Annotated in this window: 20 protein-coding genes; 10 read left to right on the top strand and 10 right to left on the bottom strand. The window is 74.1% G+C overall.

Annotated elements, in window-relative coordinates; all coding sequences use genetic code 11:
• Positions 1-91: 91 nt before the first annotated feature.
• Both ACZ4FH_RS24225 and ACZ4FH_RS24220 read right to left on the bottom strand, forming a co-directional pair.
• Positions 92-640, bottom strand: a complete 549-nt coding sequence (locus ACZ4FH_RS24225) for a hypothetical protein (RefSeq protein WP_467307277.1) — start codon at positions 638-640, stop codon at positions 92-94.
• 74 nt (positions 641-714) lie between these two features.
• Positions 715-3,162, bottom strand: a complete 2,448-nt coding sequence (locus ACZ4FH_RS24220; protein ID WP_467307276.1) for a helicase-associated domain-containing protein — start codon at positions 3,160-3,162, stop codon at positions 715-717.
• Positions 3,163-3,239: 77 nt separating this feature from the next.
• Between ACZ4FH_RS24220 and ACZ4FH_RS24215 the strand changes: the two genes are divergently transcribed.
• Together ACZ4FH_RS24215 and ACZ4FH_RS24210 are read left to right on the top strand one after the other, a co-directional pair.
• Complete coding sequence (locus ACZ4FH_RS24215) at positions 3,240-4,247, top strand: hypothetical protein (protein ID WP_467307274.1); 1,008 nt, start codon at positions 3,240-3,242, stop codon at positions 4,245-4,247.
• Between the two features lie 136 nt (positions 4,248-4,383).
• Entirely contained in the window at positions 4,384-6,027 is a 1,644-nt protein-coding gene (locus ACZ4FH_RS24210) for a DNA repair helicase XPB (protein WP_467307273.1), read from the top strand.
• Positions 6,028-6,056: 29 nt separating this feature from the next.
• Here the strand turns inward: ACZ4FH_RS24210 and ACZ4FH_RS24205 are convergent, their stop codons facing one another.
• Positions 6,057-6,248 (bottom strand): hypothetical protein, encoded by a 192-nt coding sequence (locus ACZ4FH_RS24205; protein WP_467307272.1) that lies wholly within the window; start codon positions 6,246-6,248, stop codon positions 6,057-6,059.
• 375 nt (positions 6,249-6,623) lie between these two features.
• On the opposite strand from ACZ4FH_RS24205, the gene ACZ4FH_RS24200 reads away from it, so the two are divergent.
• Positions 6,624-8,699: a HelD family protein gene (locus ACZ4FH_RS24200; RefSeq protein ID WP_467307271.1), complete on the top strand. Its 2,076-nt coding sequence runs from the start codon at positions 6,624-6,626 to the stop codon at positions 8,697-8,699.
• Between the two features lie 39 nt (positions 8,700-8,738).
• On the opposite strand, the gene ACZ4FH_RS24195 is transcribed toward ACZ4FH_RS24200, so the two are convergent.
• The gene (locus tag ACZ4FH_RS24195; RefSeq protein WP_467307270.1) at positions 8,739-11,387 is read right to left on the bottom strand and encodes a glycoside hydrolase family 9 protein; all 2,649 of its coding nucleotides are present in this window, start codon (positions 11,385-11,387) and stop codon (positions 8,739-8,741) included.
• Positions 11,388-11,930: 543 nt separating this feature from the next.
• A complete protein-coding gene (locus ACZ4FH_RS24190; RefSeq protein WP_383651440.1) occupies positions 11,931-12,620 on the bottom strand; it encodes a copper homeostasis protein CutC in 690 nt (229 codons plus the stop codon).
• 308 nt (positions 12,621-12,928) lie between these two features.
• On the opposite strand from ACZ4FH_RS24190, the gene ACZ4FH_RS24185 reads away from it, so the two are divergent.
• Positions 12,929-15,247, top strand: coding sequence for a heavy metal translocating P-type ATPase (locus tag ACZ4FH_RS24185; protein ID WP_467307269.1), 2,319 nt, complete (start codon positions 12,929-12,931; stop codon positions 15,245-15,247).
• A gap of 75 nt (positions 15,248-15,322) precedes the next feature.
• Here ACZ4FH_RS24185 and ACZ4FH_RS24180 read toward each other — a convergent pair whose 3' ends face one another.
• Positions 15,323-15,967 (bottom strand): GNAT family N-acetyltransferase, encoded by a 645-nt coding sequence (locus tag ACZ4FH_RS24180; protein WP_467307267.1) that lies wholly within the window; start codon positions 15,965-15,967, stop codon positions 15,323-15,325.
• Positions 15,968-16,115: 148 nt separating this feature from the next.
• Here ACZ4FH_RS24180 and ACZ4FH_RS24175 point away from each other — a divergent pair, with 148 nt between their 5' ends.
• The gene (locus ACZ4FH_RS24175) at positions 16,116-17,249 is read left to right on the top strand and encodes a hypothetical protein (protein ID WP_467307265.1); all 1,134 of its coding nucleotides are present in this window, start codon (positions 16,116-16,118) and stop codon (positions 17,247-17,249) included.
• A gap of 24 nt (positions 17,250-17,273) precedes the next feature.
• On the opposite strand, the gene ACZ4FH_RS24170 is transcribed toward ACZ4FH_RS24175, so the two are convergent.
• The 4 genes from ACZ4FH_RS24170 to ACZ4FH_RS24155 all read right to left on the bottom strand — a co-directional run bounded on the left by ACZ4FH_RS24170 (position 17,274) and on the right by ACZ4FH_RS24155 (position 20,449).
• A complete protein-coding gene (locus ACZ4FH_RS24170) occupies positions 17,274-18,236 on the bottom strand; it encodes a 5-oxoprolinase subunit C family protein (protein ID WP_467307264.1) in 963 nt (320 codons plus the stop codon).
• Positions 18,233-18,934 (bottom strand): 5-oxoprolinase subunit B family protein, encoded by a 702-nt coding sequence (locus ACZ4FH_RS24165; protein WP_467307262.1) that lies wholly within the window; start codon positions 18,932-18,934, stop codon positions 18,233-18,235. Before ACZ4FH_RS24165 ends, ACZ4FH_RS24170 begins: the two co-directional genes overlap by 4 nt.
• Entirely contained in the window at positions 18,931-19,683 is a 753-nt protein-coding gene (locus tag ACZ4FH_RS24160) for a LamB/YcsF family protein (protein ID WP_467307299.1), read from the bottom strand. The genes ACZ4FH_RS24165 and ACZ4FH_RS24160 overlap by 4 nt, the downstream gene beginning before the upstream one ends.
• Before the next feature lie 109 nt (positions 19,684-19,792).
• Entirely contained in the window at positions 19,793-20,449 is a 657-nt protein-coding gene (locus ACZ4FH_RS24155; RefSeq protein ID WP_467307261.1) for a maleylpyruvate isomerase family mycothiol-dependent enzyme, read from the bottom strand.
• 117 nt (positions 20,450-20,566) lie between these two features.
• On the opposite strand from ACZ4FH_RS24155, the gene ACZ4FH_RS24150 reads away from it, so the two are divergent.
• From ACZ4FH_RS24150 to ACZ4FH_RS24130, 5 genes are all read left to right on the top strand, one after another.
• A complete protein-coding gene (locus ACZ4FH_RS24150; protein WP_467307260.1) occupies positions 20,567-21,013 on the top strand; it encodes a hypothetical protein in 447 nt (148 codons plus the stop codon).
• Positions 21,010-21,786 carry a hypothetical protein gene (locus ACZ4FH_RS24145; protein ID WP_467307258.1) on the top strand — a complete coding sequence of 259 codons (777 nt, stop codon included), beginning with the start codon at positions 21,010-21,012 and terminating at the stop codon, positions 21,784-21,786. The genes ACZ4FH_RS24150 and ACZ4FH_RS24145 overlap by 4 nt, the downstream gene beginning before the upstream one ends.
• 33 nt (positions 21,787-21,819) lie before the next feature.
• A complete protein-coding gene (locus ACZ4FH_RS24140; protein WP_385113370.1) occupies positions 21,820-22,725 on the top strand; it encodes a transporter substrate-binding domain-containing protein in 906 nt (301 codons plus the stop codon).
• A 53-nt stretch (positions 22,726-22,778) separates the two neighbouring features.
• Entirely contained in the window at positions 22,779-23,423 is a 645-nt protein-coding gene (locus ACZ4FH_RS24135; protein WP_467307257.1) for an HD domain-containing protein, read from the top strand.
• 120 nt (positions 23,424-23,543) lie between these two features.
• On the top strand, positions 23,544-24,776 hold the full coding sequence (locus ACZ4FH_RS24130) for a Cmx/CmrA family chloramphenicol efflux MFS transporter (RefSeq protein ID WP_467307298.1): 1,233 nt from the start codon (positions 23,544-23,546) through the stop codon (positions 24,774-24,776).
• The last annotated feature ends 20 nt before the right edge of the window (positions 24,777-24,796 follow it).

Raw genomic sequence — 24,796 nt, 5'->3', positions numbered from 1 at the left:
GTATCGGGGCGACCCTCCGCCTTGCGATCGCACGCACCAGACGCCGCCGAGCCCGCCCTACGGGCGGACGGCGCTACTTTCCGGACACGCCCTAGTCGGCGTCCCGGCGGCGGTAGCCCCGGCCCACCGGGTTGCGGCCCAGGTGGACGGCGGTGTGGACGGTCACCGCCAGTTCGCGGGCGTCCACGGTGAACGTGTCGATCTTGATGAGCCCGCCGTCGCGCAGCTTGATCTGACAGCCGAAGCCCATCCCGCGCGCCTCGGCCAGGGGGCGGCCGTCGTCGCCGTGGGCGCCGACCGAGGCGATGTCCTCCCACGGGATCAGCGTCGCCGTGCCCGCGACCCGGTGGGTCAGCCCCCGCTCGTGGATGTCGAAGGACTGCTCCCGCGTACGGAAGCCCTGGATCAGCCGCCAGATCCCCAGACCGCACCCCGCCAGGCCGACCCCGAGGAGCAGCCCCGCCAGCTCCGGGGCGCCGTCGGTCGAACCGATGGTCGCCATGGTCACCGGTATCCCGAACGCCAGGCCCACCGCCCCCACCCCGATCGACACCCAGGCCTGCACCAGCCGTCTGCCGCCGTCCGTCCGGTGCTCACGGACGAAACCGCCCAGGTGCCGGGCCGCGTCGGTGCGTCGCATGACATCTCCCCCATAATCGTGGACACGCCAAGTCTGCCCGGTGGGGGCGGGCATCACCCCCGGTTCGCGGGAGCTCACACGGTCTGGTCGTCCGCCAGCTCCGCGACGCCCGTGATGCGGTGCAGGGGGTACGTGCGGACCTCGTCCGCCGTGTGGTCGTACGCCGTCACGAAGCCGCCCTCCACCCGCACCGGGGCGATCACCCGCTGGCTCGCGGCGCCGTCCGCGTTGACGTAGCCGATCCAGAGGGCGGAGCCCGTCATCGCCGCCGCCTGGACGGTCGCCAGGGTCTCGGCGGAGGTCGTACGGGGAAGGGTGCCGGCCGGGGTGGCCGGAGCGGTGCCCTTGTGGACGACCGTGGCGGCCGTGTCCCCGGCCCGGATCGCCCGGACCGCCGCACCGAGGAGCGTGGCGTCCGGGACGGGCGGGCCCTCGGGGACCGGGGCCGGGGCGGTGCGCGGCGGGGTGCGGCGGGCGCCCGCGCGGGTGATCAGCACGCTGCCGTCGGCGGACTCCGCCGCCGGGGCGTAGCCCATCTCGCGCAGGCCGTCGAGCAGGGACGCCGGGTCCACCTGCGCGGCCAGGACCGTCGGGGCGAGGCGGCGCAGCCGCAGTCCGGCCGCGCGCTTGTCGGCCAGGATCTCGTTGAGGACCGCCTCGTCGTCGCAGCGCACGTACGAGGAGGCCGCCCCGATCCGCAGATGGCCGTGGCGGCGGGCGACGTCGTCGATCAGATAGCTCAGCGGCTGCGGCACCGGGGTGCGGGCGTGCGCGGCCAGGAAGGCGTGCAGATCGGCGGCGGACTGCCCCGCGTCCAGGGCCCGGCGCACCGAGCCCGGCGTGAAGCGGTAGACCGTCGCACCGCCCTTGGACTCGATGTCCGCCAGCACCGCCAGGGCCTCCGCCAGCGGGCGCACCAGCGGGCCCGGGGCGACGGCCGTCAGGTCCGCCTGGAGCAGGATGTGGTCGAGCGGCTCGGGCAGCAGCGGGGCGAGCCGGGCCGCCGCCGCGTCCGGACCCTCGGCGAGCAGCGCGCGGGCCGGCGAGGCGAGCGCGCCCCGGCCCGTGATGCCCAGCAGCTCCGACTCGTTGAGCGTCCACAGGGCCAGCCGGGACCGCAGGTCCGCGCTGTCCTGGGCGGTGGCCCCCCGCAGCGGGCGCTCCCAGCGGAGCCGGGCCAGCACGGTCTCCGGATCCGGTGCGGTGCCGGCCGGCAGGGCGCCCAGCAGCGTCAGCACCCGCAGCCGGACCTCGGGCGCGACGGACCGGTCCAGCTCCGGGCCCAGCGCCGACAGCGCACGGCCCTTGGCGTCCTGCCCGCCGACCAGCCCCGCGGTGCGGGTCGCCGCCAGCCAGGCCGCCGCGAGCACCGCCCAGCGGTCCTCGGCGGGCTCCTCGGCCCAGTCGTCGTACGCCGGCGTCGGCGCGTACCGCTCGTCCGCCTCGCCGTCCGAGGCCAGCAGCCCGGCCGCGTACGCCAGCTCCACCCAGAACGCGGCGACCGGCTCCGACACGTCCAGCGCGACGGCCGTCCGCTTCAGCTCCCGGACGCTCAGCCCGCCGGCCCGCAGCACGGCGGGCCCGCCGCCGTTCCAGCCCTTCAGCAGCTCCTCGACCGTGGACACCGCGAGAAACGCCTGCCCGGCCGCCGCGCCGTCCACAGCCTGTGGATCCCGCCGGGCCACGGCCGCCACCACCGGCGGCTCCGGCTCCGGCGTCCGGTGCGCCCGACCGGCCCGCAGATGCAGCGCCGCCTCGCGCGGCAGCACCACCGTCCGCGTCGACACCGGCAGCAGCAGCCCCCGGTCCCGCAGCCAGGTCACCGGCGCGGCCGGATTCGGCGTCACCTCGCCGTACGGCGGCCCCCACACCAGCCGGTCCAGCACCGCCAGCGCCTCCACCGGCGCCGTGTCCAGCAGCTCCCCCATCCGCGTCCGGTCCGTGAAGAGCCCCGCCAGCGCGCCCACCGCCGAGACCGGATCATGCGTCGCGGGCAGGCCCGCCGCCGCCAGGATCTCCTGGAGCCGGCCCGGCGACATGCCCGCCGTCGCCTCCGCGACCGTCGGCCCGAGGCCGGTGGGCGAGGGATGCTGCGGCGAGGGCGCCAGCAGCTCCCGGGCCGTCCGCACCAGCCGCAGCCGGTCGTCCTCCCCCCACACCAGTGCCTGCTCCCGCAGCGCCGCCACGGCCCCCGGCAGCGCCTTGACGATCGCCGCGCCCGCGTCCCCCCGGTGCTCCCCGTCGTCGCGCCCGTCGCCCGTCATCAGCCCGAGCAGCGTGTCGTACGGGGCCGGGTCCGGGGCCACCGCCAGGGCCTCCGCCGTCTGCAGCGCGAACCGGTCCAGGCGCTCCAGCGCCCGCACGACCGACGCACGGGTGCCCGCGCGCGTCGCGAGCTGTGTGATGTCGCCCGGCACGGGGCTGAGGAGATCGGGACGGGCGCGCAGCAGCCCGGCCAGTGACTCGTCGTCCCGGGCGCGGAGCGCCTCGGCGAGCGTCCGCGGTGGTGTGGTCGTCCCCATCCGTCCCACGGTAGTCGCTCCGGACAGGCCCGAGGGCGCTACCGTCGGTGCAGGCGCGGGCAGAGGGGAACGATCGCGTGGGGATCGAGAGCGACCAGCTGGTCTACGACTACCTGAGCCGGGTCGGTGACCTGGCCCAGCAGCAACAGCTTTCCTCCGGCACCCGGATGAGGCTCGTCTCGGCCCTCCGGGGCGAGATCGACCGGCAGCGGGTGAGGCAGTCCGCGGACTCGCCGGCCGCGGTGCGCCGCATCATCGGACGCCTCGGCAGCCCCGACGAACTCGTCGCCGCGGCGGCCGCGTCGCCCGACGGCGCACCGTCCCTGCCGGGCGCGCCGCCGGACGAGGCCCCCGCCCCCGCCGGCCGCGCGGACGGCATCCCCGCCCCCCGGCGCGCCGAACCCGGTGCCTCCGCACCGCACCGGGCCGGCACCGACGAGCTCGGCTCCTCCGGCGAGGGCCCGGAGTGGTGGAGCGTCGCCCCGGGGCGCTTCGGCGACTTCGGCGAGTTCGGCTCCCGGTCCGACATCCCCGGGTTCACCGGCGGCGTCGAGATCCCCGAAGTCCTGAAGCCGCCCCGGCCCGACGAGCCGGACGACGAACCGGACGGCTCCCCGGACGCGGACGAACCCGCCGCCGAGGACGCCCCGGAGGAGCCCGAGGCCCCCGCCGTGCGGCGCCGCCGCCGTCTCCCCCGGCTCCGGCGCCGCCCCCGCGAGGACGCCCCCGGCCGCGGCTTCGCCCACCCCGTCCTCCTCCTCGCCTCCCTCCTCCTCGTCGCCGGCGCGGTCCTCCAGGGCATCCAGGGCCTCGTGGCCCTCGCGGCCGGCTGGGGCCTCGCCTACATCACCCGCACCCTCTCCAAGTCCCAGTCCACCTGGGCGGTCATGGGCCTCCCCGGTGTGGTCGCCGCCGCCGCCCTCGTCTGGCTGTGGGGCCGCCTCAACGGCCACTGGGGCGCCCCCATCGAGGAGGGCGCCATGGGCCCGGCACTCGGCGACACCGCCCCCTGGGCCCTGAGGACCGCCGCCCTCGCCTCGGCCGCGTACCTCCTGATGCGATCCCGGGGGCCGCGCGGGTCCTGAGGGGTGCCCGTGTTCGGTGGGTGGGGGCGGGGTCCCCGCACCCCACGGGCCCCCCGTACCCCCACCACGTACGGCACACTGGACGTTTGGCCACCCCCGCCGCCCCCCGGCGGCCCCGCAGAAAGGGCCGAAGCGCGTGAACGGACCCCTCATCGTCCAGAGCGACAAGACGCTGCTCCTGGAAGTCGACCACGAACAGGCCGACGCCTGCCGCCGGGCGATCGCCCCGTTCGCCGAGCTGGAGCGCGCGCCGGAGCACATCCACACGTACCGGCTGACCCCGCTCGGGCTGTGGAACGCCCGCGCCGCGGGCCACGACGCCGAGCAGGTCGTGGACGCGCTCGTGACGTACTCCCGCTACCCCGTCCCGCACGCGCTGCTCGTCGACATCGCCGAGACGATGGACCGGTACGGGCGGCTGACGCTGTCCAAGCACCCGGTGCACGGGCTGGTGCTGACGACGACGGACCGGCCGGTGCTGGAGGAGATCCTGCGGTCGAAGAAGGTCCAGCCGCTGGTGGGGGCCCGGATCGACCCGGACACCGTGGCGGTGCACCCCTCGGAGCGGGGGCAGGTCAAGCAGACGCTGCTGAAGCTCGGCTGGCCGGCCGAGGACCTCGCCGGGTACGTGGACGGCGAGGCGCACCCGATCGATCTGGACGAGGACGGCTGGGCGCTGCGGCCGTACCAGCAGCAGGCCGTCGAGGGGTTCTGGCACGGCGGTTCCGGGGTCGTGGTGCTGCCCTGCGGGGCCGGGAAGACGCTGGTCGGGGCGGGTGCGATGGCGCAGGCCAAGGCGACGACGCTGATCCTGGTGACGAACACCGTGTCGGCCCGGCAGTGGAAGCACGAGCTGGTGAAGCGGACCTCGCTGACCGAGGACGAGATCGGCGAGTACAGCGGGACCCGCAAGGAGATCCGGCCGGTCACGATCGCGACGTACCAGGTGCTGACGACCCGGCGGAAGGGCGTCTATCCGCATCTGGAGCTGTTCGACTCCCGCGACTGGGGGCTGGTGATCTACGACGAGGTGCATCTGCTGCCGGCGCCGGTGTTCAAGTTCACCGCGGACCTCCAGGCGCGGCGGCGGCTCGGGCTCACGGCGACGCTGGTGCGGGAGGACGGCCGCGAGTCGGACGTGTTCTCGCTGATCGGGCCGAAGCGGTTCGACGCCCCGTGGAAGGAGATCGAGGCGCAGGGGTACATCGCCCCGGCGGACTGTGTCGAGGTGCGGGTCAATCTGACGGACTCGGAGCGGCTCGCGTACGCGACGGCCGAGGCGGAGGAGAAGTACCGGTTCTGTGCGACGACGGCGACGAAGCGGAAGGTCACCGAGGCGCTGGTGCGCAAGCACAAGGGCGAGCAGACGCTGGTGATCGGGCAGTACATCGACCAGCTCGACGAGCTGGGTGAGCATCTGGGCGCCCCGGTGATCAAGGGCGAGACGACGAACGCCCAGCGGGAGAAGCTGTTCGACGCCTTCCGGCAGGGCGAGCTGAGCGTGCTGGTGGTGTCGAAGGTGGCGAACTTCTCCATCGACCTGCCCGAGGCGACCGTCGCCATCCAGGTGTCGGGGACCTTCGGCTCGCGCCAGGAGGAGGCGCAGCGGCTGGGCCGGGTGCTGCGTCCCAAGGCGGACGGGCACGAGGCGCGGTTCTACTCGGTGGTCGCGCGGGACACGATCGACCAGGACTTCGCGGCGCACCGCCAGCGCTTCCTGGCCGAGCAGGGTTACGCGTACCGGATCGTGGACGCGGACGAGCTGCTGTCGGAGGGCTGAGGCCCCGGGGCCTCACGGGGGGTGCGCCGTCAGTGCGCGCGGCGGCGGACCCCCGCCTCCTCCGCGTACTCGCCGAGGACGACGACGCCGAACGCGGCGCGGGCGTACACGGTGAGGGCGCGGACCGCGTCTCCGGCGCGGTGGCGGTGGGGGTGACCGGTGGCCGCGGTCGCGCCGTGCGCGGGGCCGGTCCTGCGGGGGATCAGGGTGACGGTGCTCATGGGTCCATGGTGCTCCGAACGGGTGTACCGGCGCGTCGGCCGGGAGTCGGAAGCGCGTCGGCGGCCGCGTAGGCCTGGGGTCGCACACCGTCCCCTACGGGAGGGATCCGCTCCCCCCGATATTCGTTCGCGCCCGGAACGGGTGGTGGCTACAATCTCCGGTCTGCCCGCCTCCCGCACCGTGGTACCGGCCGTCCCGCAGGGACATCCGCCGGCAGCCGGGGGAGCGCCGCCGACCGGACGGAAACCGGCCGACATCCGTACGCGCTCCCCGCGCGTACCCGTGATCGATCCCCGAGCGGACCGCATCGCCCCGCGCACCGGCCGGGACGGGCTGCGGTCCGTCGTCCTGCGTTGAATGCCGGAGGCAACACCGTGCCCGCGCACGCACACGAGAGCGACACCACGACCACCGATCCCCTCGCGCACGAACGCGCCCATCTCGCGGCCTCGCGGGCCGCGCTGCGCGCCATGCGGGAGGACGCCCAGGCCCTCGACATCCGCGATGTCACGGCGAACTGGGTGAACGCCGCGATCCTCCAGGCGCAGATCACCGAACGCATCAAGTCGCTCGCCGATCTGTCGCACACCCCGCTGTTCTTCGGGCGGCTCGACTATCTGCACGTGGTCGGGGCCGCCGAGGCGGAGGGCGCGGAGGGCGAGCAGTTCTACATCGGACGCCGCCACGTCCACGACGCCGACGGCGACCCGATGGTCATCGACTGGCGCGCCCCGGTCTCCCAGCCGTTCTACCGGGCCTCCCGCAAGGACCCGCTGGACGTGCGCCAACGGCGCCGCTTCGGGTACACGGGCGGCGAGCTGACCGCGTACGAGGACGAGCACCTGACCGACCCGGCCGAGGCGGCGCAGACCAGCCGGCTGCTCCAGGCGGAGATCGAGCGGCCGCGCGTGGGGCCGATGCGGGACATCGTCGCGACGATCCAGCCTGAGCAGGACGAGATCGTCCGCAGCGGGCTCGGCGGCACGGTGTGCGTGCAGGGAGGGCCCGGCACCGGGAAGACGGCCGTGGGCCTGCACCGGGTGGCGTATCTGCTGTACGCGCACCGGGAGCGGCTGGCCCGTACGGGCACCCTGGTCATCGGGCCGAACCGGTCGTTCCTGCACTACATCGAGCAGGTGCTCCCGGCCCTGGGTGAGCTGGAGGTGAAGCAGGCGACCGTCGAGGACCTGGTGGCCGCGCGGGTCGAGGTCCGGGGGACGGACGAGGCGGCGGCGGCCGTGGTGAAGGGCGACGCCCGCATGGCGGAGGTGCTGCGGCGGGCGCTGCGTTCGCATGTGACGATGCCCGTCGAGCCGGTCATGGTGGTGCGCGGTTCGCGGCGCTGGCGGGTGCCCGCGTACGAGATCGAGGAGATGGTCCGGGAGCTGCTGGACCGGGACATGCGGTACGGGGCGGCGCACGAGGCGCTGCCGCAGCGCATCGCGCACGCCGTGCTCGTGCGGATGGAGGAGGCGGGCGAGGCGCCCGACGACCGGGTGCAGAACGCGGTGGCGCGGACCCCGGCGGTGAAGGCGGCCGTGAAGGCGGTCTGGCCGGCGGTCGATCCGTCGAAGCTGGTGCTGCGGCTGCTGTCGGACCCGGAGTTCCTGGCCGCGCACGCGGACGGGCTGCTGGGCGAGGACGAGCAGAAGGCCATCCTGTGGGCGAAGCCGGCCCGCAGTGTGAAGTCGGCGAAGTGGTCGGCGGCGGACGCGGTGCTGATCGACGAGGCGTCCGACCTGGTGGAGCGCACGCACTCGCTGGGCCATGTGGTGGTCGACGAGGCGCAGGACCTGTCCCCCATGCAGTACCGGGCGGTGGGGCGGCGCTGTTCGACGGGGTCGGCGACGGTGCTCGGGGACCTCGCGCAGGGCACGACGCCGTGGTCGACGCGGAGCTGGGAGCAGGCCCTGCACCACCTGGGGAAGCCGGACGCGGTGGTGGAGGAGCTGACGGCGGGCTTCCGTGTGCCGCGTGAGGTGATCGCGTACGCCTCGCGGCTGCTGCCGGTGATCTCGCCGGGTCTGACGGCGGTGGAGTCGGTGCGTGAGTCGCCCGGTTCGCTGTCCGTGCGGGAGGTGGCGGAGACCGGGGCGCTGGACGCGGCGGTCGTCGCGGCGTGCGAGGAGTCGCTGGAGCAGGAGGGGTCGACGGGTCTGATCGCCGCCGACGCCCGGATCCCGGCGCTGGAGGCGGCCCTGGAGGCGGCGGGCCACAGCTGGCTCTCGCCCGGCGAGGAGACGACGGCCGAGTCCCGGCTGACGCTGGTCCCGGCCTCGCTGGCCAAGGGTCTGGAGTACGACTACGTGGTGCTGGACGAACCGGCGGCGGTGGTCGACGGCGAGCCGGACGAGCGGACGGGGCTGCGCCGGCTGTATGTGGCGCTGACGCGTGCGGTGTCGGGGCTGATCGTCCTTCACGCGGCGGCGCTGCCGGACGAGTTGGGGTGAGGAGGAGGCGGTGTGCGGAGGTCCGCACACCGCCCCGGTTCAGCCGGCCGTGCACGCCCTCCCGTTCAGTTTGACGGTCCCGGGGTCGAGGGCCGCGCCGGTGACGCTGCTGTTGAACCCGAAGTCGACGCTCGCGCCGGGTGCGAGAGTGCGGTTCCAGGAGAGCGGGGCGGCGGTCACCGTCCGCCCGTACTGGGTGAGTTCGGCGCTCCAGGTGTGGCTGAGCCGCTGGTCGCCGGGGAGCAGCCAGGTGAGCGACCAGGGGGTGACGGCCTCGGTGCCGGTGTTCTTCACCGTGACCGTGGTGGTCGAGCCGGTGCTCCAGGGGTGCGAGGAGTAGGTGACGCGGCAGGAGCGGACCGGTCCGGCGCCGTCGCCCGCGTCGTCCAGGTAGGACGCGATGTAGGCGAGCGGGGCGTTCCAGTTGATGGCGACCTCGTTGGTGGCGTAGGAGCCGTTGTCGTCGAGGTAGCACATCGCGGCGGCGCAGCCGGTGAGCTTGGCCGCGGCCTCGGGGTCGCCGGAGGTGGGGGCGGTGAGGTTGGGGCCGCCCGCGAGGGAGCCGGCGGGCGGGTGCGGCAGGGCGGGGTTGCTCTGGTGCGCCCAGACCCGGTGGTGCTGGTTCTGGGAGCTGCGTTCGCCGTAGCCGGTGACGTAGGACTGGTTGAGGGGGTTGCGGCCGAGGAGGTAGTCGGTGCCGCGCAGGACGGCGTCGCGGTAGCGGTCCGTGCCGGTGAGGTCGGCGGCGGTGGCCAGCACGATCATGTTGTTGAGGACCTGGCTGTTGGAGCCCCAGACGTAGTTCTGGCCGGCGGGGGCGTACGGCACGCCGTAGAGCTGGTCCTCGGTCTGGGCGGCGTAGCGGTCGGCGGCCGTGGTCACCACGGAGCGGACCTCGGCGAGCTGGTCGTCGGTCAGGCCGTTGGGGACGGTGGCCAGGGTGAGGACGCCGAGCCCGGCGGTGCCGCCCCACCACATGCCGCCGTCGGCGGGGAAGGCGGCGTCGGTGTCACCGTGCAGGGGCGAGTCGAGGAGGGCCTGGCGGTAGGTCTCCTTGCCGGTGGTGGTGAAGAGTTCGGCGGCGGCCCAGTAGAACTCGTCGGAGACGTCGTCGTCGCTGTACGTGCCGCCGCCGGTGCCGTCGGCGGGGTCGGCGAGCACGTCCGGGTGGGCCTTCGCCGCGGTCCAGGCGGTTTCGGCGGCGGTGCGGCAGCGGGTGGCGAATTCCGCGTCGTACGGGGCGTAGAGCCGGGCGCACTGGGCGGCGGCCGCGGCCAGGTTGAGGGTGGCGGCGGTGGACGGCGGGTGGAGTTCGCGCTGCTGGGGGTCCTGGTCGGGCATCATCGGCAGGCCGGTCCACTGGGCGTCGTGGATCTTGTGGTGGACCATGCCGGCGAGGGGCTGTCCGGCGGGGACCTGCATGCGGAGCATGAAGTCGAGTTCCCAGCGGGCCTCGTCGAGGATGTCGGGCACGCCGTTGCCGTGTTCGGGCACGGCCAGGGCGCCGTCGCCGAGTTCGGCGGACTCGGCCGTGTCGGCGGTCAGGGTGCGCTCGTAGGTGTCCATGAGTTCGGCGACCGCGATGCCGCCGTTGACGACGTACTTGCCGTGGTCGCCGGCGTCGTACCAGCCGCCGCGCACGTCGAGCCGGTAGTCGCAGACGCCGGGCTGGCAGGGCACGTCCGTGTCTCCCTTGTTGGGGGCGACGCCGAGGTGTCCGGCGGGCCGGGCGTACTGCTCGCCGACGAGGTCGCCGTCGATCTCGATGCCGCTGCGGTTCTGGTAGAAGTACGCGAGCGAGTCGCGGCGCAGCGTGTCGTAGAGGTCGGAGCGGATCGAGAAGGGCTCGCTGACCTGGCCGTCCGCCTCGACGGTGTAGCCGTCGCCAGGGGTGGTGACGGAGCTGAAGTCGAAGGTGTGGACGTTCTGCCGGGACGTCGGGTCGGTGCCGCCGGGGACGGTGGTGCCGGTGGCGGCGGCGGTACCGTCGGCGGCGCGCAGGGTCCAGGTCAGGGGCTCGGCCGCGTCGGTGACGAGGGTGCCGTTCTTGGGACCGCGCGGGAGGTAGCCGACCTGGTTGACGCGGACCGGGGAGCCGGTGTCGGGCTCGTACACGGGCGGTTCGGCGCCGCCGCGCAGGGAGACGTCGTCGAGGCAGAACGTGCCCGCCGCGCCGCCGCCGATCTGGAAGGCGACCTGGGCCGCGTCGCGGTCGGTCGTCGCGGTGAAGACATGGGTGACCGGGACGGCCTCGGTGCCGATGGTGTCGGTGGCCGAGAGGTCGGTGGTGTACGGGTCGGTGGCCATCTGGACGTTGGTGTGGATGGCCAGCGGGGCGGTGGAGGTGGCCGTGTAGGTGAGGGTGTACGACTCCCCCGCGACGAGCGGGATGTCGTTCTGCCCGATGATCACGTCCCAGGGATTGGCGGTCCCGGCCGGCACGTCCGCGCAGAGGCGGCCGTCGGTGACGGCCGCGGTGGTGTTGGCGGTCCACCACCAGGGGGCGGTTCCGACGGAGAAGTCGCCGTTGGTGATCTGTTCGGGGGCCGGGTCGCCGTCCTCGGCGGCGGCTCCGGGGGCGGTGAGGGCGCCGCCGGCGAGCGCGGCGAGGGCCAGCGCGGCGAGGACGCGGCGCCTGCGGCGTGCGCGGGTGCGGCCCGTGGGGGGCGGGGGCGTGGAGGCGTTCACCGGGAGCCTTTCGGTAGGGGTGGGGGCACGTTCCGGCAACACGACAAACCCAGCGGTGTGGGAACGCTCCCACGGCATGCGAACAGCGCCGGGGAGGCACTGTGGGAGCGTTCCCACACCGCCGTGACGCCATTGTGAACGCCGGGGCGTTTGTTGCGCCAGGGTCATGACAGGAGCGCCTTGCCGGGCCGGGGTGCGCGTTCCGTTCGGTGGGTGGGGGTCCGGGGTCCCTCCGGGGAGACTCCTCAAACGACGAACGTGCGGGCACCACGCGTACGAACCCCGGTCTGTGTTCGTCGTTCTGCGGGGACTCCCCTGCACGCCCCCGGACCCGGCCGTCGTGCGTCTGCGACAAGTGGATCCACCGGCGGAAAGACGCTGAACCGGCGTCGGGTGGGGGCGTGCAGGGGTGTCCCCGCAGGAAATGGCGTACGACCCGAGTCCCCTACATACCCGGGTGAACACGCCATTTCCGAGGAGTCACCCCGGAGGGACCCCACCCCCACCCACCGAGCATGGGCGCACCCCCGCACCCCCGGAGGGCTACGCGTCGAGCACGTCGCGCCATTCGCGTACCGCCGCCGTGTCGACCGGCCCCGACCAGCCGCCCCGGCGGGCGGCGCCGCCGATGTGGAAGGCGTCGATACCGGCGTCCAGCAGCTCCGGCAGGTGCTCAAGACGCAGTCCGCCGCCGACGAGGATCTGCGGCTCGTACCCGGGCTCGCCCTTGCGCGCCGCCTCGACCACGAGCGTCGGGATGCCCTCGTCGACCCCGGCGGCCGAACCGGCGGTGAGATACGTGTCCAGGCCGGGCAGGTCCGCGAGGTCCTTGCGCAGTGCGTCCCGGTCGGCGGCGCGGTCGATCGCGCGGTGGAAGGTCCAGTGACAGCCGTCCAGCTCCGCCACGATCCGCTCGACGGCGACCAGGTCGGGGCGGCCCTCCGCGTCCAGGAAGCCCAGCACGAACTCGTTCGCGCCCTCGGCCCGCAGCTCGCGCGCCTTGCGCACGAGGACGTCGATGTCACCGGCCGCGAAGCCGTCGGCCACCCTGAGCATCACCCGCAGCGGAATGTCCACCGCGGCACGGATCGCCGCGAAGGTGGCACAGGACGGGGTGAGGCCGTCGGCCGCCATGTCGGTGACCAGCTCAAGCCGGTCCGCACCACCCGCCTGGGCGGCGACCGCGTCCTCCGCGTCGAGAGCGATCACCTCCAGGACTGCACGGTTGCTCATGGGAACCCAATCTTCCAGGAAGCAGCTATAGGTCTAGTCCAATGCCAGCCTACGGGGCGGTAGGCCCGGGGCGCAGCCTCACCGCGAACGTGAAGATACGCGAGGCCGGACGCCGGACCCGCGACCGGACGCGCGCGACCCCGGATTCCCCACCGGATCACCCTTGCGTTTACATAGGGGGTGGGGGTATACCTGAAGACGGAAGAGATACCCCCCAGGGGTATGAACGACCGAGTGGGAGACGACCGGGACGACACCCGGTCCGGAAACGGCCCGGTCGGGAAGGTCCCTACGAGCAAGGAGGCACCGTGTCCGCGCAGACCGCAGACACCATCGGCGTCACCGCGTCCGGTGACACCGCAGGTACCGGCGTCGCGACAGAGGTCGAACTCGCCATCGGCGGAATGACCTGTGCCTCGTGCGCGGCCCGGATCGAGAAGAAGCTCAACCGGATGGACGGCGTCGAGGCCACCGTCAACTACGCCACCGAGAAGGCCAAGGTCAGCTACCGGGGCGCGGACCTCACCGTCCAGGACCTGATCGCCACGGTCGAGAAGACCGGCTACACCGCCCACCAGCCCGCTCCCCCGGCCGCCCGGCCCGCCTCCGCGGACGCGGCTCCGGCCGGAGAGGCGGACGGGACGGCGGACGAGCTGCGCCCGCTGCGGCAGCGGCTGATCACGGCGGTGCTGCTCGCGGTGCCGGTGATCGCCATGTCGATGATCCCCGCGCTCCAGTTCGACAACTGGCAGTGGCTCTCCCTCACCCTGACCGCCCCGGTCGTCACCTACGCCGCCTGGCCGTTCCACCGGGCCGCGTGGACCAACGCCCGGCACGGCGCGGCCACCATGGACACGCTGATCTCGGTCGGCACCTCGGCCGCCTTCCTCTGGTCCCTGTGGGCACTGTTCTTCGGAACGGCCGGGATGACCGGGATGACCCACCCCTTCGAGCTGACCATCGGCCGCAGCGACGGCTCCGGGAACATCTATCTGGAGGCCGCCGCCGGCGTCACCGCGTTCATCCTGGCCGGGCGCTACTTCGAGGCCCGTTCCAAGCGGAAGGCGGGCGCCGCGCTGAAGGCCCTGCTCGAACTGGGCGCGAAGGAGGTCACCGTCCTGCGCGACGGCCGCGAGGTCACCGTGGACACCGCGGACCTGGTGGTCGGGGACCGCTTCCTGGTCCGGCCGGGCGAGAAGATCGCCACGGACGGCACGGTGGTGGAGGGCAGCTCGGCGGTCGACGCCTCGATGCTGACCGGTGAGTCCGTGCCCGTCGAGGTCGGCGTCGGCGACCAGGTGACCGGAGCGACGCTGAACGCGGGCGGCCGGCTGGTCGTGGAGGCGACCCGGGTCGGTGCCGACACCCAGCTCGCCCGGATGGCCAAGCTCGTCGAGGACGCGCAGAACGGCAAGGCCTCGGCGCAGCGGCTGGCCGACCGGATCTCGGCGGTCTTCGTCCCGGTCGTCATCGCGCTCGCCCTCGGCACGCTGGGCTACTGGCTGGGCACCGGGGAGGGTCTGACGGCCGCGTTCACGGCGGCGGTCGCCGTCCTGATCATCGCCTGCCCCTGCGCCCTGGGCCTGGCCACCCCGACCGCCCTCATGGTCGGCACCGGACGCGGCGCCCAGCTCGGCATCCTCATCAAGGGCCCCGAAGTCCTGGAGACCACCCGCCGCGTCGACACCATCGTCCTGGACAAGACCGGCACCGTCACCACCGGCCGCATGACCCTCCAGACCGTCCACACCGCCCCCGGCACCACCGAGACCGACGTCCTGCGCCTCGCCGGAGCCCTGGAACACGCCTCCGAACACCCCATCGCCCAGGCCGTCGCCACCGGAGCCACCGAGCGCACCGGAGCCCCGCTCCCCACCCCCGAGGACTTCGCGAACGTCCCCGGGCTGGGTGTTCAGGGTGTCGTCGAGGGCCACGCCGTCCTCGTCGGCCGGGAGCAGCTGCTGGCCGAGTGGGAGATCCGGCTGCCGGAGGAGCTTGCGCTCCGCAAGGCGGAGGCGGAGAAGGCGGGCCGGACCGCCATCGCGGTCGCCTGGGACGGCGAGGCACGCGCGGTCGTCGAGGTCGCCGACGCCGTCAAGGACACCAGTGCCGAGGCCATCGGGCGGCTGCGCCGCCTGGGGCTGAAGCCGATCCTGCTGACCGGGGACAACCGGGCGGTCGCGGAGTCGGTCGCCGCCGAGGTCGGGATCGACGAGGTGTACGCCGAGGTCATGCCGCAGGACAAGGTCGATGTCGTCAAGCGCCTCCAGGAGCAGGGCCGTTCGGTCGCGATGGTCGGGGACGGCGTCAACGACGCCGCCGCGCTCGCCCAGGCCGATCTGGGCCTGGCGATGGGCACCGGCACGGACGCGGCCATCGAGGCCGGGGACCTGACCCTGGTGCGCGGGGACCTGCGGGCCGCCGCGGACGCGATCCGGCTCTCGCGCCGGACGCTCGGCACCATCCGGACCAACCTGTTCTGGGCCTTCGCGTACAACGTGGCCGCGCTGCCGCTGGCCGCGATGGGGCTGCTGAACCCGATGATCGCCGGTGCGGCGATGGCGTTCTCGTCGGTGTTCGTCGTCGGCAACTCGCTGCGGCTGCGCGGGTTCCGCGCCGGCTCGTAGGCCCGTCGTACGACGGCCGGGCCCGGCTCCTCCAGGGGAGCCGGGCCCGGCCTTGTGCGGGGTGTCCGGGGCGGGTCAGCTGTCCGCCGGGACCCGGCCGCCGGTGTACCGCGCGAGGCGTTCTTCGAGGCGGGTGCGGCGCTCCGGCCACTCCTCGGCCGTGATCGAGAAGATCGCCGAATCGCGGAAGCGCCCCTCCTCGCCGGGCACGGAGGACCGGGACCAGTTGCGCAGCACGCCCTCGAAGCGCGCGCCGACCGATTCGATGGCGGCCCGGGACCGGCTGTTGCGGGCGTCGGTCTTCAGGTCGACCCGGCCCACCCCCCAGACCTCGAACGCGTGCCGGAACAGCAGGTACTTGGCCTCGGCGTTGATGCCCGTGCCCTGGGCGGAGGCGGCGAGCCAGGTGTAGCCGACCTCGATCGCGCTCAGGGTGTCCGGGCCGAGCCAGTGGCGCGGCTCCCAGTAGGACGTGGCGCCGACCACCCGTCCGGTCGTCCGGTCGATCTGCGCGTAGGGCGCGAGCTTTCCGGCGGCGACGCGGGCCAGCTGGGTGTCGATGTACTCCCCGGCCCCCTCCGGACCGGGGACCCAGGTGAATCCGTACGAGTCGCGGTTCTCCTCGGCGGCGCGGAACAGCCCTTCCGCGTGGTGGTGTCCCAGGGGCTCCAGCCGTACCCGGTCACCTTCCAGAACCGGTCCCTCCAACACGAAAGCCATCGTCCACCTGCCCAGTCGCCGTACGGAATGTCGTGCGCAGCCTTCCAGAGGCCGCGCGGCCCTGTCGTGCGGTTTTGTCCGTGCCGCGGCCCCTCAACGCACCCCCGGGCCTGCGGCGTTGTCAGTGGCCGCGCCTACGATCGGGCCCATGACGACCTGGCTGCACGACACGTTCCCCGACCATGAGGTGAACCTCGTGTTCGCCCGGGGCCTGCCCGCCGAGAGCTTCTTCGAGGGGCTGCGCGCGCAGGGCCGTCCACCGCTCGCCCACGGAGAGGCGGACGGCTGGGCCTGGGCCGTGCACGACATGATCGACGAGGAGGACGAGGACTACGAGTTGATCGATTACGACCGCGTCTGCCCGCAGGGCGCGGAGGTCGTCGTCTTCGTGACCGAGCCGTGCAGCGCGAAGGCGCACGGTCCCCAGTTCGAGTACCACCGCGACGGGCGCACGGTCCTCTTCTTCAGCTTCGAGGACTACGGGCAGCAGCGCGTCGGGGACAACCCCGACCATCTGTCGGCCGAGCTGCTCGCGGCGGGCCTGATCGGTCCCGGGTCGGAGTGCGAGGAGTGGAAGGACGGCACGCACGACTGCTCCGACCACTCGGACGACGACGAGATACGGCTGGTGCGGACGATCGCCGACGCCTTCGGCCTGCCCTCCCCGCCGCTGGCCGCCCTGCCGCCCGTCACCCGGGCCTCCGCCCCGCCGTTCGTCTCCCCCGGTCCTGCGGCCGGGGCGGGCCCGGTCGTCGCCCCGGGGACGTACGCCCTGCACGCCCGCGGGATCGGCGGGAGCGAGCTGGCCGCCGTATGCGCGGAGGCCGGGTATCCGGTCCGGACGGAGGGCGAGTCGGGCGGCTGGGCCTGGGTGACGTGGGACGCGGCGGCGGTGTCCGGCGGCAAGGTCTCCGAGCTGGCCGGTCACCTGACCGGGTACCGCTACACGGAGCGCTTCGGCGGGCCGGGCCGGGTCGAGACGGTGTTCCTCGCCGGCACCCCCGCGTGCACCTGCACGAACGGACTGAACCGCAGCATTCAGCACTGCGACGACCACCCCCTCCAGTTCATCAACAGCGGAGGAGGGTTCGGACGGACCTACTTCAACGTCAGCGGGGACCGCGCCTCACGGCGCCACGGGGATCTGCTGGTCGGCGCGTTGCTGGCGGCCGGAATAGTCGGACGTGACGCCTCTGCCGCCGGCGGTCCCCCGGTCGACGCCGACGGTTCCCTGACGCTGCGCATCATCGCGGACCATTTCGGGCTGCCCACGACCGCGTGACGGCGCACCGGCCGGGGCGCGGGCTCACCTCCGGCCGGCCGCCGGGGCGCGGACGAAGCGGACCGGGGTGCCCGGGACGGCCTGGGCGGCCGCGGCGAGCGCCGGTGCGGCGACCACGCCGACGACCGGATAACCCCCGGTCGTCGGATGGTCGTTGAGGAAGACGACCGGCCGTCCGTCAGGCGGGACCTGGACGGCGCCGAGCACCATGCCCTCGCTGGGCAGCTCGCCCGCCCGCCCGCGCGCGAGGGGCGGTCCCTCGGTGCGCAGGCCGATGCGGTTGCTCTGCGGGGCGACGCGGTAGGGCGCGGTGGTGAGCGTACGGAGGGCGGCGGGGGTGAACCAGGTGTGGCGCGGCCCGAGGTGCAGCGGCAGGACGAGCACCCCGGGCGCCCCGGCCCACGGCACCGCGTCGTCCACCGGGGCACCGCCCCGCACCGGCTGCCCGAGCGGCAGGACGTCCCCGTCGCGCAGGGGCGCCGGGCCCAGCCCGGAGAGCAGGTCAGCCGCCCTGCTGCCGAGCACCGGGGGCACCGCGACACCGCCCGCGAACGCCACATAGCCGCGCAGTCCGTGCTCCGCGTGCCCCACGTCCAGCACGGCACCGCCCGGCACCCGCACCGGGGCGCCCCACGCCACCGGCCGCCCGTCCACCGTCACCCGGCACGGCGCCCCGCCCACGACCACACGCACCGCGTGGTCCGGGCGCACCGCGCAGCCGGTGGCGGTCGTCTCCAGGAGCGCGGCCCCGGCGGGGTTCCCGGCCAGCCGGTTGGCCAGCCGCGCGGCCGGTGCGTCCAGGGCCCCGGCCCGTCCGACGCCGAGATGCGCGTGGCCCGGCCGGCCCTCGTCCTGCACGGTGGTCAGCGCACCGGCCCGGACGACGTGCAGGAAGGCGTACGGCGTCTCCGCGTCCCCGCCCTCCGTCGCCCCGTCCCGGGGCCCCGGCAGCACCGCCCCGCTCCCCGCGCCCCCGTACGGCGTCATCGCGCGGCCTCCACGAAGCGGACGCGGGTCCCCGGGGTCAGGAGGGCGGCCGGTTCGCGGGCCGGGTCCCAGAGGGGGGCGGGGTCCGGCAGATGCCCGATGAGCTGCCAGCCGCCCGGGGACGGACGCGGGTAGACCCCGGTGTACGGGCCGGCCAGCGCCACCGCGCCCGCCGGGACCCTGGTCCGGGGCGTGGCCCGGCGCGGCAGGTGGAGGGGGCCGGGCAGCCCGGTGAGATAGCCGAACCCGGGGGCGAACCCGCAGAACGCGACCCGGAATTCCGTCTCCGCGTGGATCCGGGCCACGTCTCCGGCGGCCACGCCCCAGGCCCCGGCGACCTCGGCCAGGTCCGGCCCGTCGTAGACCACCGGAAGCTCGACCACCGCACCGGAACCGGACGGCGGCGGCGGAACGGTCCAGGTCCGCAGCTCCCGGGCGAGCGCGGCCGCCCCGCCGGCGGCGATCCCGTCGAGGAGCACCGTCCGTTCGCCGGGCACGATGTCCCGCACCTGCGGCAGCGCACCGGCCGCGCGACGGCGCATCACCTCCGTGTGGAAGGCGTCCGCGTCCTCCCGGTGCGCCAGTTCCACGAGCAGGGCTCCGGGCCCGGCGGGCAGGACGGTCGGCGGGGCGGTGCGGGGGGCGGGGTGGCCGGTGTCCGTGCCGTGCCCCACGCCCACGGTCCGTTCCGCGCTCATGCCGTGAACGCCTGTACGGTGACGCCGGCTTCCTCCAGCGCGGTGCGCACGCGCCGGGCGAGGGCCGCCGCGCCGGGGGTGTCGCCGTGGACGCAGAGGGAGCGGGCGGCGACGGGTATGCGGCGGCCGTCGGCCCCGGTCACGGAGCGCTCGACGGCGAAGGCCACGCCCCGGCGTACGACCTCGTCCGCGTCGTGCACCACCGCGCCGGGCTCCGTCCGGGGGACGAGGGTGCCCTGCGGGGTGTAGGCGCGGTCGGCGAAGGCCTCCTCGACGGCGGGCAGTCCGGCGTCGGCGGCCCGGTCGAGCAGCCGGGAGCCGGGGAGCCCGAGGACGGCGAGACGGCCCCCGGCCAGCCGTACGCCCTCGATCACGGCGGCGGCCTGCTCGTCGTCGCGGACGGTGCGGTTGTAGAGGGCGCCGTGCGGTTTGACGTACGAGACCCGGGAGCCGGCGGCCTCGGCGAACACCCGCAGCGCGCCGATCTGGTAGGCGATCTCGGCGGCCAGTTCGGCGGCGGGCACGTCCATGGCGCGGCGGCCGAAGCCCGCGAGGTCGCGGTAGGAGACCTGGGCGCCGATCCGTACGCCGCGCTCGGCCGCCGCCGCGCAGACCCGGCGCATCACGGAGGCGTCGCCCGCGTGGAAGCCGCAGGCGACATTGGCGCTGGTCACGCAGGTGAGCAGGGCTTCGTCGTCGGTGAGCGTCCAGCGCCCGAAGCCCTCGCCGAGGTCCGCGTTGAGGTCCATGACCGCGACGGGGCCGGGCCGCCCCTGCGCGCCCGGTCCGTCCGTGAGTTGCGTCGGATTCGTCACGGGCGCACCGTAGCGCCCGCGCCGGGCCGCCGGTCCGGGTGTCTCAGCCGAAGAGGTTCAGCTCCGCCTCCCGTACGCCCTCCAGCGCGTACCGCGTCCCCACCAGAGGCCTGCCCGAGACCAGCCGGACGAGGGTGGCGCCGTCGCCCCGGTAGCGGCCGGGCCCGCGGTCCTCCCGCGCGGTGCCGACGGCCAGCTCCTCGCCGCTTCCGGTGAGTTCGGCGACGTACGCCGCGGCCTTGACCTGCCGGGCGCGTGGGCCGATCAGCCGCAGGGCGTACGGGAGTCCGGGCCCCTCGTACGCGCCGGGCAGGCCCCAGGCGGCGCGGACGTCGCCCGCGTGGATCCACTCGCCGAGGGCGACCGCGTCCAGCACCCCGCCCGCGGCGGCGATCGCGGCCCCTGCCTCGGTCATCCCGTGCTCCAGCTCGTCGATCACCTGCTCCACGGTCCAGCCGGCCCGCTCCGCGATGTCCCGGTCGTTGCACTCGGGGCTGAAGACGTCCGGTCCGAACCGGCTCTCCACCACCCGGTTCAGGGCGGAGCCGCAGTGCGCGAGCAGATCGCGCACCGTCCAGCCGGGGCAGGCGGTCCGCAGCTCGAAGTCGGCGGCCGGGGCGGCCCGGAGCAGCGGGACGAGGAGGTCCCGTTCGGTGCGGAGGAGGAGACCGGGCAGCTCGGGATCACGTGAGTCAGTCACGCGCCCATCCAATCACCGGGGCCCCCGGGCACCCGTCCGTGATACCGGAAACGCGCATACTCAATTACCCTGAGTATCAAGAGTGTTGGCAGTCACCCGGAGACTCCTGGAGCCGTCGTGTCCCTGTTGATCGATCTGGCCGGCCACCTTGCCCCCCACTTCTCCTTCTTCGCCTCCCGGGTGGCGGAGGGTGCCCTTCAGCGCGCCTCCGACCGGACGGTCGACGCCGGTGAGGACTTCTTCCGCGGCCTGGTCCGCCCGGACGCGCGGGCGGACGACGCCGGGGACGCGCTCCCGCCGGAGACCGCCGGTGAACTGCTCCGCATGTTCGGGGAGCTGGACCCCGCCGACCGCGCCCGGCTCGTGGAGGCGCTGCGGACCTGGCTGGACGGCTCCGCGGACGGCGCGGCCGATCTCGTCGGGCTCGTGGACGCCCGGCGGCCGGCGCCCGCTCCCGCCCCGTCGTCGATCTCGATGACGTCGACCGGCGACAACAACACGCTGATCGGCCGGATCGACCGGATCGAGAACTTCAACCCCGCCCCGAGAGCCGACCGGCCATGAGCCAGGACCCCGGCGGCGGACAGCGGGTCAACGTCCGGTCGACCGGTGACGGGAACACGCTCATCGGCTCGATCGGCGTGCTGATGCAGGTCTTCAGCCGGCGGGCCTCGTTCGTCACGGGCTGGCTGTTCCTCGTGCTGTCCGTCGTCCTCGCCGGGTACGCCGTGTGGAACTGGCCCGGCGGTTCGCGCGGGCAGTACGCCGTCTTCTTCGTCTTCCTGCTGCTCGCCTTCCTCGCCGCCGTCGCCCACATCGGCATCCGCGCGCCCGAGCGCGCCCGGACCGGTGGGGCGCACCCGGCCCCCCGGGACGGCGCACGGGCCCTGCTGCCGGATCTGCTGCTCATCGCCTCGCTCGTCTTCTCGCTGATCGGCTGGTGGTCGTTCCAGAACGTGGTGCGCGGCGGCGAGGTGACGACGGCGATCCAGGTGCGCGGGAAGCAGCCGCTGACCGACGCGCCGGGCAGTGTCCTCACGCTGACGATGCCGCAGCCGGACCGGGCCGACCGGCGGGACCGGCTGCGGCTCACCCTGGAGATCGGCGAGGACGACCCGGACGCGCCGGCCTGCTCCCACAAGACGCGGGTGGTGCTCACCGCGCTCACCGAGGGTGTCACCCCGCGCCAGTCCGACCTGCCCGCCCGTTCCACCACCGACTTCGCCCTCGGGGATCTCGCCGACCGGGCCGGTGCCTCCTTCGAACTGCGGGTGCGGACCGATGAGGGCTGCACCCTGCGGCTGGTGGACCGGCAGGGCGTCATGCACAACGACTGACGGACCACTCACCCAGGGAACGAGGCAGGAGAGATGGCAGGAGCAGCCCGGCACCGCCGGGCGAGGGCCGTCGCGGCGGCGCTCGCGGCAGCCGTTCTGTACGTGTCCACGACCGGCTGCGATTCCGACCCTCCGTCGATCCTCGACAACGACACGGAGGTCGGGGCCAAGAGCGACCAGCCCGGTACGAGCTACTCGCCGCACGACGGCGAGTACAACGGCTTCGACATCGCCGTGGTCGGCACGCTCATGAACATGCTCGGCTACGAGACCCCGCGCTTCAGCGGTGTGCTCTCCAAGAACCGGGCGAAGCTGCTGCACGACGGCGATGTGCAGCTGGTGGCGGCGACCTACTCCATCACCCCGTCCCGGATGGCGCCCAAGGACAAGGGCGGCGACGACCTCGACTTCGTCGGTCCGTACGCCTCCACCCAGCAGGGCTTCCTGATCCGGGACGCCGACCGGAGCATCCGGTCGCTGGCCGATCTCAGCGGCAAGGTCGTCTGCGTGTGGAAGGGCACCACGTCCGCGAACGAGCTGAGCAAACCGGCCCACGACAAGATCGTGAAGCGGGTCGAGGAGGACGCGAACTACTGCGTGAACGCGCTGAAGAACAAGGAGGTCGACGCGGTCTCCACGGACCAGCTGATCCTGTACGGGTTCATGGACGCCAATCCGTCGCTCCGGGTCGTGGACGGCATCAAGTTCGGGGAGCCCAACGACTACGGCATCGCCATGGCCAAGGGCCATCGCAAGGACTGCGTCCGGCTGCGCGACAAGCTCACGCAGTACCTCAGCAAGGCGACCGCCTGGGAGAACGACTTCCGGAACAACCTTCCGGCCGTCCCCAAGGCGACCCGTGACGAGGCCCGGCCCACCGAGGACGAGGTCATGGCCCTGTCCTGCGTGGACCGGCCGGGCGACAGCCCACCGGACTGACGGCCGGCGGAGAACTCCGTACAGGCCCTGGGGCGTGTCCTAGAGTCGCCGCCATGACCGAGAGCGCGCGGAGTCTCCGCACCCGCTGGCAGGACACCCTCGTCGCCGTCCGGGGCGGCGAGGGCCCCGATCCGCTGCCGTACGCCGACAACCTCCTGGCGCGGTGGGCCGAGCCCCAGCGCCGGTACCACACGACCGGCCATCTGGCGGCGGTGCTCGACCACGTCGACACGCTGGCCGCCCACGCCGAGGACGCGGACGCGGTCCGGCTGGCCGCCTGGTTCCACGACGCGGTCTACCGGCCGGACCGCTCGGAGAACGAGGAGCGCAGCGCCGTCCTCGCCGAGCGGGCCCTGGCCGAGGCGGGCGTGGACGCGGCGACGACGGCCGAGGTGGCCCGGCTGGTCCGGCTGACCGTCTCCCACGACCCGGCCCCCGGAGACCGCAACGGCGAGGTGCTGTGCGACGCGGACCTGGCGGTCCTGGCGGGGTCGCCGGAGGAGTACGCGGCGTACGCGGCCCGGGTCCGCGAGGAGTACGGCTTCGTGCCCGACGACGCGTTCCGGGAGGGCCGGGCGGCCGTGCTGCGGCAGCTCCTCGGACTGCCGAGGCTGTTCCGTACGCCGGAGGGGGCAAAGCGGTGGGAGGAGCGGGCCCGCCACAACCTCGCCACGGAGCTGGGCCTGCTCGCCGGCTGAGCGCGGACGGAAGCGGGGCGCGGGGGCTCGTGGGGCGGCTCGCCCAGACGTACGGGAATGCGGGGCACGATCGCACTGTTGCGAGGTGTCATGCCCGACTCCACCGCCAGCCGCACCCGTATGCCGCTCGCCGTATACATACTCGGCCTCTCGGTCTTCGCACTCGGCACGAGCGAGTTCATGCTCTCCGGGCTGCTGCCGCCGATCGCCGACGACATGAACGTGTCGATCCCGCGCGCCGGTCTCCTCATCTCCGCCTTCGCGATCGGCATGGTGATCGGCGCCCCGCTGCTCGCCGTGGCGACGCTCCGGCTGCCGCGCCGCACCACGCTCATCGCGCTGATCTCCGTCTTCGGCCTCGGCCAGGTCGCGGGCGCGCTGGCACCGACGTACGAGGTGCTGTTCGCCTCCCGGGTGGTCAGCGCGTTCGCGTGCGCCGGGTTCTGGGCGGTCGGGGCGGCCGTCGCCATCGCGATGGTGCCGGTGAACGCGCGGGCCCGCGCGATGGCGGTGATGATCGGCGGGCTCTCCATCGCCAATGTGCTCGGGGTGCCGCTGGGTGCCTTCCTCGGCGAGAACCTGGGCTGGCGCTCGGCGTTCTGGGCGGTCGGCGCGGCCTCGGCCGTGGCCCTCGTCGGGGTGTCGACGCTGATCCCCAGGATTCCGCTGCCCGAGGAGAAGCCGCAGCTCAAGCGGGAGATGGCGATCTACCGGGACCGCCAGGTGTGGCTGTCGATCGTGGTCACGGCGCTGGCGGCGGGCGGGGTGTTCTGCGCGTTCAGCTATCTGGCGCCGCTGCTGACGGACGTGGCGGGGCTGGACTCGGGCTGGGTGCCGACCGTGCTGGCGCTGTTCGGCGTCGGGGCGCTGGTCGGTACGACGATCGGCGGCCGGGTCGCGGACGCGCACCTCTTCGGGGTGCTGCTGAGCGGGATCGCGGCCTCGACGGTGTTCCTGGCGGCGCTGGCCCTGTTCGGGGCGAACCAGGCGGCGGTGATCGTCCTCTCGTTCCTGCTCGGCGTCTCCGCGTTCTACACCGCTCCGGCGCTGAACGCCCGGATGTTCAACGTGGCGGGCGCGGCCCCCACGCTGGCCGGGGCGACGACCACGGCCGCGTTCAACCTGGGCAACACCGGTGGCCCGTGGCTCGGCGGCACGGTGATCGACCTGGACCTCGGATACGCGGCGACCGCGTGGGCGGGGGCCGCGATGACCGTGCTCGCCCTGGCCGCGGTGGTGGTCTCGCTGCGGCTCCAGCGCCGGAGCCCCTCGGCGTCCCGGCTGGTGACGGGGGCCCCGGCGGCGGCGGCGCGGGACGCGGCGGAGGTGTGCGCGCCCACGTCGGGCGGCTGAGGGCGGGCGGTTCGGACAGG

The sequence above is a fragment of the Streptomyces sp. NPDC024555 genome, from assembly GCF_055559335.1.
Note: the sequence above shows the minus strand (reverse complement) of the source record. Positions and strands in the feature narration are given on the sequence as shown.

Bases quoted from the DNA above. Each gene is read 5' to 3' on its own strand.
- ACZ4FH_RS24165 (WP_467307262.1), bottom strand. From the start codon at position 18,934: ATGAGCGCGGAACGGACCGTGGGCGTGGGGCACGGCACGGACACCGGC.
- ACZ4FH_RS24140 (WP_385113370.1), top strand. From the start codon at position 21,820: ATGGCAGGAGCAGCCCGGCACCGCCGGGCGAGGGCCGTCGCGGCGGCG.
- ACZ4FH_RS24130 (WP_467307298.1), top strand. From the start codon at position 23,544: ATGCCGCTCGCCGTATACATACTCGGCCTCTCGGTCTTCGCACTCGGC.
- ACZ4FH_RS24190 (WP_383651440.1), bottom strand. From the start codon at position 12,620: ATGAGCAACCGTGCAGTCCTGGAGGTGATCGCTCTCGACGCGGAGGAC.
- ACZ4FH_RS24135 (WP_467307257.1), top strand. From the start codon at position 22,779: ATGACCGAGAGCGCGCGGAGTCTCCGCACCCGCTGGCAGGACACCCTC.
- ACZ4FH_RS24225 (WP_467307277.1), bottom strand. From the start codon at position 640: ATGCGACGCACCGACGCGGCCCGGCACCTGGGCGGTTTCGTCCGTGAG.
- ACZ4FH_RS24145 (WP_467307258.1), top strand. From the start codon at position 21,010: ATGAGCCAGGACCCCGGCGGCGGACAGCGGGTCAACGTCCGGTCGACC.
- ACZ4FH_RS24220 (WP_467307276.1), bottom strand. From the start codon at position 3,162: ATGGGGACGACCACACCACCGCGGACGCTCGCCGAGGCGCTCCGCGCC.
- ACZ4FH_RS24180 (WP_467307267.1), bottom strand. From the start codon at position 15,967: ATGGCTTTCGTGTTGGAGGGACCGGTTCTGGAAGGTGACCGGGTACGG.
- ACZ4FH_RS24160 (WP_467307299.1), bottom strand. From the start codon at position 19,683: ATGGACCTCAACGCGGACCTCGGCGAGGGCTTCGGGCGCTGGACGCTC.
- ACZ4FH_RS24175 (WP_467307265.1), top strand. From the start codon at position 16,116: ATGACGACCTGGCTGCACGACACGTTCCCCGACCATGAGGTGAACCTC.
- ACZ4FH_RS24205 (WP_467307272.1), bottom strand. From the start codon at position 6,248: ATGAGCACCGTCACCCTGATCCCCCGCAGGACCGGCCCCGCGCACGGC.
- ACZ4FH_RS24170 (WP_467307264.1), bottom strand. From the start codon at position 18,236: ATGACGCCGTACGGGGGCGCGGGGAGCGGGGCGGTGCTGCCGGGGCCC.